Here is an 8,271-nt window from a genome sequence, read left to right as displayed (position 1 = left end):
GCGAGCCAGGTGTTCGTCCTGCAAGTGGTGATCGTGCTGCTGCTCGTCGTGGCCGCGGTGGTGGCCCTTGTGCTGCAGGTGCGGCACGACAGTACCCAGGAGGCCACGAACCGCTCCCTGGCCGTCGCCGAGACGTTCGCCAATGCTCCCGGCACCCGCGAAGCCCTGAGTTCCCCCGATCCCACCGCGGTGCTCCAGCCGCGGGCCGAGGCGGCCCGTGAGCGGTCCAAGGTGGACTTCATCGTGGTGTTGAACACCGACGGGATCCGCTATACCCACCCCAAGCCCGACCGGATCGGCAAGAAGTTCGTCGGGACCCTCGAACCGGCGCTGGAGGGCCGCTCCTTCACCGAGGAGATCACGGGAACCATCGGACCGCTGGTGCAGGCCGTGGTCCCCGTCAAGGCGGACGACGGCAAGGTCGTGGGCCTGGTGTCGGCGGGCATCACGACCGAGAACGTCGGCGGTGTCGCGGACCGGCAGCTCCCGCTCCTGCTGACCGCGGCGGCCGCGGCACTCGCCCTGGCCCTGGGCGGGACGGCACTGGTGAGCAGACGGCTGCTGCGCCAGACACACGGGCTGGGCCCGTTCGAGATGACCCGGATGTACGAGCACCACGACGCGGTGCTGCACGCGGTCCGGGAAGGCGTGATCATCGCCAGCGGCGAGGGGCGGCTGCTGCTCGCCAACGACGAGGCACACCGGCTGCTCGATCTTCCCCGGGACGCGGAGGGGCGGCATGTGCTCGAACTCGGCCTCGACACGGACACGGCCGGTCTGCTGGCCTCGGGGCGCGTCGCGACGGACGAGGTGCATCTGGTCGGCGACCGGCTGCTGGCGATCAACCAGCGGCCCACGGACCTCAAGGGCGGCCCGGCCGGCAGCGTCGCGACACTCCGCGACTCGACCGAGCTGCGTGCCCTGTCCGGCAAGGCCGAAGTGGCCCGGGAGCATCTCAAGCTCCTGTACGACGCCGGGGTGGGCATCGGTACGGGCCTGGACGTGACCCGTACGGCCGAGGAACTGGCGGAGGTGGCGGTGCCGCGGTTCGCGGACTACGTCACCGTGGACCTGGCCGACGCCGTGCTGAGCGGCGAGGAGCCGGAGGCGGGCACCGATCTGCGCCGTACGGCGTTCAGCGGTATCCGCAAGGACGCTCCTCTCTATCCGGTGGGCGAGCGGATCAGGTTCGTCGAGTCCTCGCCCCAGGCCCGCAGCATCGGCACCGGCCAGGCCGTGGTCGAGCCCAGCCTCCGGGAGGCTCCGGGCTGGCTCGCGCAGGATCTGGAGCGCACCGCACAGGTCGTGGAGTACGGGATCCACTCGCTGATCATCGTTCCGGTTCGGGTGGGACACCTGGTGATGGGCGTGGTCAACTTCTGGCGCTCGGAGAAGCCCGAGCCGTTCGACGAGGAGGAGCTGGCCCTCGCCGAGGAGCTGGTCGCCCGTGCCGCGGTCTCCATCGACAACGCGCGCCGCTACACGCGCGAGCACACCATGGCCGTGACGCTGCAGCGCAGTCTGCTGCCGCGCAATCTGCCCGAGCAGAGCGCCCTGGACATCGCCTACCGCTACCTGCCCGCGCAGGCGGGGGTGGGCGGCGACTGGTTCGACGTACTGCCGCTGTCCGGCGCCCGGGTCGCGCTCGTCGTGGGCGATGTCGTCGGCCACGGGCTGCACGCCGCGGCGACGATGGGGCGGCTGCGGACCGCCGTGCACAACTTCTCCGCGCTCGACCTGCCGCCCGACGAGCTGCTCGGACTCCTCGACGAGCTGGTCGGCCGCATCGACCAGGACGAGGCGGCGGAGGACAGCGGTGCCGCGATCACCGGCGCCACCTGTCTGTACGCCGTCTACGACCCGACCTCCCGGAAGTGCACCGTCGCCCGGGCGGGCCATCCACCGCCTGCCGTCGTCAGCCCCGACGGCAGCGTGGAGTTCCCCGAGGTGCCCGCGGGCCCGCCGCTCGGTCTTGGCGGTCTCCCGTTCGAGACGGCCGAACTCGAACTGGAGGAGGGCAGCCGTCTGGTCCTCTACACGGACGGGATCGTCGAGGACCGGGGGCGGGACATCGACGTCGGCCTTGAGTTGCTGCGCACCGCGCTGGCAGGGGCCGACCGGTCGCCGGAGGACACCTGCCAGGGCGTCCTCAACGCCCTCCTTCCCGACCGGCCCGGTGACGACATCGCCCTGATCGTCGCCGGCACCCGTGCTCTCGGAGCCGACCGCATCGCCGAGTGGCAGGTGCCGTCCGACCCGGCCGCCGTCGGCGAGGTGCGCGCGTCGGTCACCCGGCAGCTGGCCGAGTGGGGGCTGGACGACCTGGCGTTCGCCACGGAGCTGATGCTCAGCGAGCTGGTCACCAACGCGATCCGGTACGGGACCGGCCCCATCCAGGTCCGTATGCTGCGCGACCGCAGCCTGATCTGCGAGGTCTTCGACGGCAGCAACACGTCACCGCACCTGCGGTACGCGGCCAGCACGGACGAGGGTGGACGCGGACTGTTCCTCGTCGCCCAGCTCGCCGAACGCTGGGGCACGCGCTATGCCCCCACCGGGAAGGTCATCTGGACGGAACAGCCGCTGCCTTGAGGCTAAGCCTCGGGCTCAGCCGTGTGAGGGGCGATCCTCGCCGGGCCCCGGGCGGGACTCGGGCGGGTCCGAGGCCGGCCGGGTCGCGTCGGCCGGGCTCTCCTGTACGTCCCCGGCCTCCGGGGCGTCCCCGGCCGCTACGGGCGCCATGGCAGCGTTTCCCTGGAGGCGCTGCAGGTCGTCGGGGCGTACCTGAATGACGAACAGGGCGATCAGGGCGCCCACGACGGCGATGATCGCCGCGACGATGAACGCGCTTGAAATGCCCGAGGTCAGCACCTGGTCGCTCCAGGGCGACGGGAGTTCCCCGGTTCTGCGGAACTCGAGGCGCTGGGCCGGGGTCGCCTCAGCCATGAAGTCGCGGACCTGATCGGTGGCTTCGTTGCGGCTCGCCGTACCGAAGACGGTCACCAGCACCGACAGACCGAGCGAACCGCCCACCTGCTGGGTGGCGTTGAGGATCCCGGAGGCCGCTCCCGCGTCCTTGGACTCCACTCCCGAGACCGCCATCAGCGTCAGCGACACGAAGTTGAGACCCATGCCGAAGCCGAAGACCAGCATGGGGCCGAGGATGCTGCCCGCGTACGTGCTGTCGACCCCGGTCAGGGTCAGCCAGCCGAGTCCGATGGCGGACAGGACCGCACCCACCGTCATGAAGGGCTTGGGCCCCCACTTGGGCAGCAGTTGTGAGGCGAATCCGGCACCGATGGCGATGATCGCGCTCACCGGCAGGAAGGCGAGACCGGCCTCCAGCGGGCTGAAGCCCAGGATGTTCTGCACGAAGAGCGTCAGGAAGAAGAACATCCCGAACATCGCCGCGGCCAGGCACAGCATGATCGCGTAGACGCCCGCCCGGTTGCGGTCGCGGAACATCCACAGGGGCGTGATGGGCTGTTTCGACCTGCGCTCGATGGCGATGAACGCGGCGAGGAGCACGACGGCCGCCGCGAAGGCCGCGAGGGTCAGGGTGTCGCTCCAGCCGTCCTCCGAGGCGCGGATGAACCCGTAGACGAGCATCACCATGCCGACGGTGGAGGTGAGCGCGCCGAGGATGTCGAAGTGGCCCGGATGGCGCTCGGACTCCCGGATGTAGCGGGGCGTCGCCAGCACGATCAGCAGGCCGATGGGCACGTTGACGAAGAGGACCCAGCGCCAGTCGAGCCACTCCACGAGCAGTCCGCCCGCCAGCAGGCCGATCGCGCTGCCGCCGGCCGAGACCGCGGCGAACACGCCGAACGCCCTGTTCCGCTCGGGCCCTTCCTCGAACGTCGTGGTGATCAGCGAGAGTGCCGTCGGGGAGGCGATGGCACCGCCGACGCCCTGCAGCGAGCGGGCGGCGAGCAACTGCCAGGATTCCTGCGAGAGTCCGCCGAGCAGGGAGGCGAGCACGAAGAGCAGGACGCCGAACATGAAGACCCGGCGACGGCCGAGGATGTCGCCCAACCGCCCGCCGAGCAGGAGCAGACCGCCGAAGGTCAGCGTGTAGGCGTTGATCACCCAGGACAGGTTCTCGGTCGAGAAGCCGAGCGAGCTCTGGATGTGCGGAAGGGCGATGTTCACGATGGTGATGTCGAGGACCACCATCAGCTGGCAGGAGGCGATGACGAGTAGTGCGATCCCTCTGCCTCGGCCCCGCTCCGGGGACTTGGCAGTTTCCGAGGGTGGTGTCTGAGCGCCCGTCATGGCATGTGTCCTGCGTGTCCGACGTCATGAACGTCGACGTTCGCTGTACCGACGGTAGCCCTGAGCGCCGGGCCTCACCAGTCGATCTTGCGTGTGCCGAATGGCGCCGACGCCACTCGTCACTGGTCGGCGGCGGAACCCTGTTCGGAGAAGGATGCCGTCTGCAGCCGCTGTGATCTCGTGTCGCGCTCGGCGTCGTGCTGCGCCAGCACGGAGAGCAGACCCGCGACCGACAGCCCGGCGTCGGCCGGGTGGCGCAGGCCGGTCCCCGGCTCGATGTGGTACTCGTTCGTGCGCCCCTGCCGGGTGTGGGTGAGGTAACCACCCTGCTCCAGATCGGCGATGATCTTCTGCACGGCCCGCTCCGTGAGTCGGCACCGCGCGGCGATGTCCCGGATACGGGTGTTCTGGTTGTCGGCGATGGCAGCCAGCACGCGGGCGTGGTTGGTGAGGAACGTCCAGCCGGAATGTGTCTCAGGTACTTCACCCATGCGCCACAGCATAGGACCTGTCATTCACGTATTCAAAAGGGCGAAAGAATTTTCATGTATCTCTTGACGTGTGATGCTCGGGAGCTGAGCCTGGGTGGGTTAGAGACGGCCGGATGCCTCAGGAGCGGCTGCCATGCGAGACACTGCCCATTCCGCGCAGTTCGAGAGCGGGTACGAGCCCGTCTGCGCGGCATCGGTCATCGCGGGGAAGGGGCGTCCGCCGGCGCCCCTGAAGATCGAGGCACACCAGGTCGGCGCGCGTACAGCCGTCGTGATCGCCGGCGAGATCGATCTGGACGGCGAACAGCAGCTGGAGCAGGAGCTGCGTCGAGCCCTCGCCGAGTCGGTCACCGGCGTGGATCTCGATCTGAGCGGAGTCGAGTTCTGCGACTGCTCCGGTCTCAACGTCCTGCTGCGCCTGCGTCGGCGTGCGCTGAAGGACACCAAGACCGTCGTCATACAGGCTGCCGACCCGGTGGTCGAGCGACTGCTCACCGTCACTGAGACGTCGTCACTGTTCGAGCCCGCGTTCGTACCCACACATGCACCCACGGGTGAGACCGCCAGGATCACGCCTCTTCCGGGCCAGGACGCGCGCCCCGACAGGACACAACGTCCCACGGAGGAGGACGCGGTGCCCGGCGACACCGAGCGGGACCTGCGCGTGGAAGTCGTCCAGCTCAAGCGCGCCATGCAGACCCGGCCGGTCATCGACCTGGCCCGCGGTGTCCTGATGGCCTCCTTCGGCCTGAGCCCGGAGAACGCCTGGAACGTCCTGGTGGCGGTCTCCCAGAACACCAACACCAAGCTCCACCACCTGGCCCAGGACATGGTGGGCGCCGTCCAGGGCGAACCCCTCCCCGAACCGCTCCAACAACACCTGGCAGCAGCGGTCGCCGAACTCGCCACTCCCCCGCCCACCGACACGACCGACTCCGGCCCCGACAAGGAGAACGAGGGAGCCCCGGAATCAGAGCCGTGAACGGCGCCGGCGGCGACCTCGGGCCCTGCTCCACCCGAACCGCACCACTGCCTCAGCCCTCGTCGAGACGCTCCGTGGACGTCGGTTCCCGGTGCAGTGCCTCTGTCACCTCTCGTTGGTAGTCGGTGTAGGCGGCGCGCAGGGCCGGGGCCGGCCAGGGGGTGGGGAGGAGGTCGCCCGGGAGGACGGGGTCGGTTACCAGGTGGCGGACTATGGCCGCGAAGGTGGCGAAGCGGTCGGCCGGGTGGGTCAGTCGGTCCACGTGGGCCAGTAGTGCGCCCGCGGTGTGGGCCCAGTCGTCGAGTGGCCACAGCGTCGCGGCCAGGGCGCGGTCGGGCTGTTCGGGGCGTGCGGTGAAGCGTTGGGTGAACTCCGTGAGGTGGGCCGGCCAGGGGCGTCGCAGGTTGGCCGGGCGGAGCCAGACGCCCTCGCGCAGTTCCGCCAGCCGCAGGCGGGACAACTCGGCGCGCAGTTCGGCCCGTTCGGCGGGCCCGCGGCCGGTCGCCGTGACGACGACGGTCTCCCACGATCCGTTCCAGGCCCTGGTCCTCGGGTGGACCGCGTCGTCCTGGCGGCGCGGGCGCTCCAGGAGCCGTTCGCTGAGGCGGTAGACCCCGTCGGCGCGGTCCAGGTCGCCCGCCGTCACCATCCGGCTCAGCGCGGCCCGCAGCGTGGAGCCGGCGATACCGAAGGGCTCGACGCTGCGGACCAGGTCCCGTACCGGAAGCTCCGGCGGATGCACGCCGAGCAGAAGGCTCAGGACGACCGACCGCGCGGACAGTGGGCGCAGTTCGACGTCGTCCGGCGACTGAGTGACGTTCATCCGCATGGGTCGCATTGTGCCCGGTCGGGCGCGGCGGGACGTGGGCGCGGCCGTGTCAGGCATGCGTTCGGCGCCGCCCATGTGGGTCGGGAGCGCACCCAGAAGCAGCGTGTTACATCCTTGATGCGGTCGCAGAGATGATGCAACACTGCCCGTATGGTCCCGATACTCGCGCCCGAGCAGTCCGCCACGCACGACGTCACCAACCAGGCTCCGCCCCTCACTCCGTACGACGCCTCCGAAGACGCGGCCCTGCTGGAGGGGCTTCGCCGCGAGGGCGCCGACTGGGCCGAGGACGACGTACGGCGTCTGGGTCGTGTGGCCGGCGGTGAAGAGGCCCAGCTGTGGGGCGAGCAGGCCAACCGCCACGAACCCGAGCTGCGTACGCACGACCGCTACGGCAACCGGATCGACGAGGCCGAGTTCCACCCGAGCTGGCACCGGCTGATGGGGGTGGCGGTGGCCGAGGGCATGGGCGCCTCGCCCTGGGCGGACGACAGGTCCGGCGCCCATGTGGCCCGTACCGCCGGCGGACTGGTGTGGGGCCACACCGAGGCCGGACACGGCTGCCCCACCTCGATGACGTACGCGGCCGTACCCGCTCTGCGGCGACAGCCCGAGCTGGCCGCTGTCTACGAACCCCTGCTGGTCAGCCGGGTCTACGATCCGGGACTGCGCGTCCCGGGCGAGAAGCGCGGACTGCTGGCGGGCATGGGGATGACGGAGAAGCAGGGCGGCTCGGACGTCCGTACCAACACGACGGTGGCCGCGCCGACGGCCGAGCCGGGCGTGTTCACGCTGCGCGGCCACAAGTGGTTCACGTCGGCGCCGATGTGCGACGTGTTCCTGGTCCTCGCCCAGGCGCCCGGAGGCCTGTCCTGCTTCCTCGTGCCGCGGATCCTGCCGGACGGCACCCGCAACACGTTCCGCATCCAGCGGCTGAAGGACAAGCTCGGCAACCGTTCCAACGCCTCCTCCGAGCCGGAGTTCGACAACACCGTCGCCTGGCTGGTCGGCCCCGAGGGGCAGGGCGTGAAGACGATCATCGAGATGGTCAACTGCACGCGTCTGGACTGCGTGATGATGAGCGCGACGCTCATGCGCAAGACCCTTGTTGAGGCGGGCCACCACACGAAGCACCGCGGCGCCTTCGGGGCTCTTCTGATCGACCAGCCCCTCATGCGCAACGTACTGGCCGACCTGGCACTGGAGTCCGAGGCCGCCACGACGCTCACCCTGCGGCTCGCGGGTGCCGCCGACCGCGCGATCCGCGGCGACGCGCAGGAGTCGGCGTTCCGCAGGATCGCCACCGCCGTCGGCAAGTACTGGGTGACCAAGCGCGGCCCGGCCTTCACCGCCGAGGCCCTGGAGTGCCTGGGCGGCAACGGCTATGTGGAGGAGTCGGGCATGCCCCGCCACTACCGCGAGGCGCCCCTGCTCTCCATCTGGGAGGGGTCGGGCAACGTCAACGCGCTCGATGTGCTGCGTGCCCTCGGCCGGGCGCCCGACACCGCCGAGGCCCTGTTCGCCGAACTCGCCCTGGCGCACGGGGCAGACGCCCGGCTCGACGCGGCCGTGCTCCGGCTCAAGGACCAGCTGTCCGACGTGGCGGGAGCCGAGACGGGCGCCCGTCGGCTGGTGGAGCTGATGGCGCTGGTCCTGCAGGGCCCGCTCCTGGCCCGCCACGCCCCGGCCGCCGT

At 70.4% G+C, this 8,271-nt stretch carries 6 protein-coding genes; 3 read left to right on the top strand and 3 right to left on the bottom strand.

Annotation, left to right across the window (positions count from 1 at the left end; translation table 11 throughout):
* Positions 1-9: 9 nt before the first annotated feature.
* Positions 10-2,592 carry a SpoIIE family protein phosphatase gene (locus O3Q52_RS43755; protein WP_269654090.1) on the top strand — a complete coding sequence of 861 codons (2,583 nt, stop codon included), beginning with the start codon at positions 10-12 and terminating at the stop codon, positions 2,590-2,592.
* A gap of 15 nt (positions 2,593-2,607) precedes the next feature.
* On the opposite strand, the gene O3Q52_RS43750 is transcribed toward O3Q52_RS43755, so the two are convergent.
* Together O3Q52_RS43750 and O3Q52_RS43745 are read right to left on the bottom strand one after the other, a co-directional pair.
* Positions 2,608-4,275: an MFS transporter gene (locus tag O3Q52_RS43750; protein WP_269654089.1), complete on the bottom strand. Its 1,668-nt coding sequence runs from the start codon at positions 4,273-4,275 to the stop codon at positions 2,608-2,610.
* Between the two features lie 119 nt (positions 4,276-4,394).
* On the bottom strand, positions 4,395-4,766 hold the full coding sequence (locus O3Q52_RS43745) for a helix-turn-helix domain-containing protein (protein ID WP_269654088.1): 372 nt from the start codon (positions 4,764-4,766) through the stop codon (positions 4,395-4,397).
* Between the two features lie 133 nt (positions 4,767-4,899).
* Here O3Q52_RS43745 and O3Q52_RS43740 point away from each other — a divergent pair, with 133 nt between their 5' ends.
* Positions 4,900-5,748, top strand: a complete 849-nt coding sequence (locus tag O3Q52_RS43740) for an anti-sigma factor antagonist (RefSeq protein WP_269654087.1) — start codon at positions 4,900-4,902, stop codon at positions 5,746-5,748.
* Between the two features lie 52 nt (positions 5,749-5,800).
* Here O3Q52_RS43740 and O3Q52_RS43735 read toward each other — a convergent pair whose 3' ends face one another.
* Positions 5,801-6,577 (bottom strand): PaaX family transcriptional regulator C-terminal domain-containing protein, encoded by a 777-nt coding sequence (locus O3Q52_RS43735; RefSeq protein ID WP_269654086.1) that lies wholly within the window; start codon positions 6,575-6,577, stop codon positions 5,801-5,803.
* A 150-nt stretch (positions 6,578-6,727) separates the two neighbouring features.
* Here O3Q52_RS43735 and O3Q52_RS43730 point away from each other — a divergent pair.
* A partial coding sequence (locus O3Q52_RS43730; protein WP_269654085.1) for an acyl-CoA dehydrogenase family protein occupies positions 6,728-8,271 on the top strand: 1,544 nt, incomplete at its 3' end.

Source organism: Streptomyces sp. ActVer (assembly GCF_027270795.1).
Lineage (GTDB): Bacteria > Actinomycetota > Actinomycetes > Streptomycetales > Streptomycetaceae > Streptomyces > Streptomyces umbrinus_A.
Note: the sequence above shows the minus strand (reverse complement) of the source record. Positions and strands in the feature narration are given on the sequence as shown.

Excerpts from the sequence above, each read along its gene's own strand:
- O3Q52_RS43750 (WP_269654089.1), bottom strand. The coding sequence starts at position 4,275 with ATGACGGGCGCTCAGACACCACCCTCGGAAACTGCCAAGTCCCCGGAG.
- O3Q52_RS43745 (WP_269654088.1), bottom strand. The coding sequence starts at position 4,766 with ATGGGTGAAGTACCTGAGACACATTCCGGCTGGACGTTCCTCACCAAC.
- O3Q52_RS43740 (WP_269654087.1), top strand. The coding sequence starts at position 4,900 with ATGCGAGACACTGCCCATTCCGCGCAGTTCGAGAGCGGGTACGAGCCC.
- O3Q52_RS43735 (WP_269654086.1), bottom strand. The coding sequence starts at position 6,577 with ATGCGGATGAACGTCACTCAGTCGCCGGACGACGTCGAACTGCGCCCA.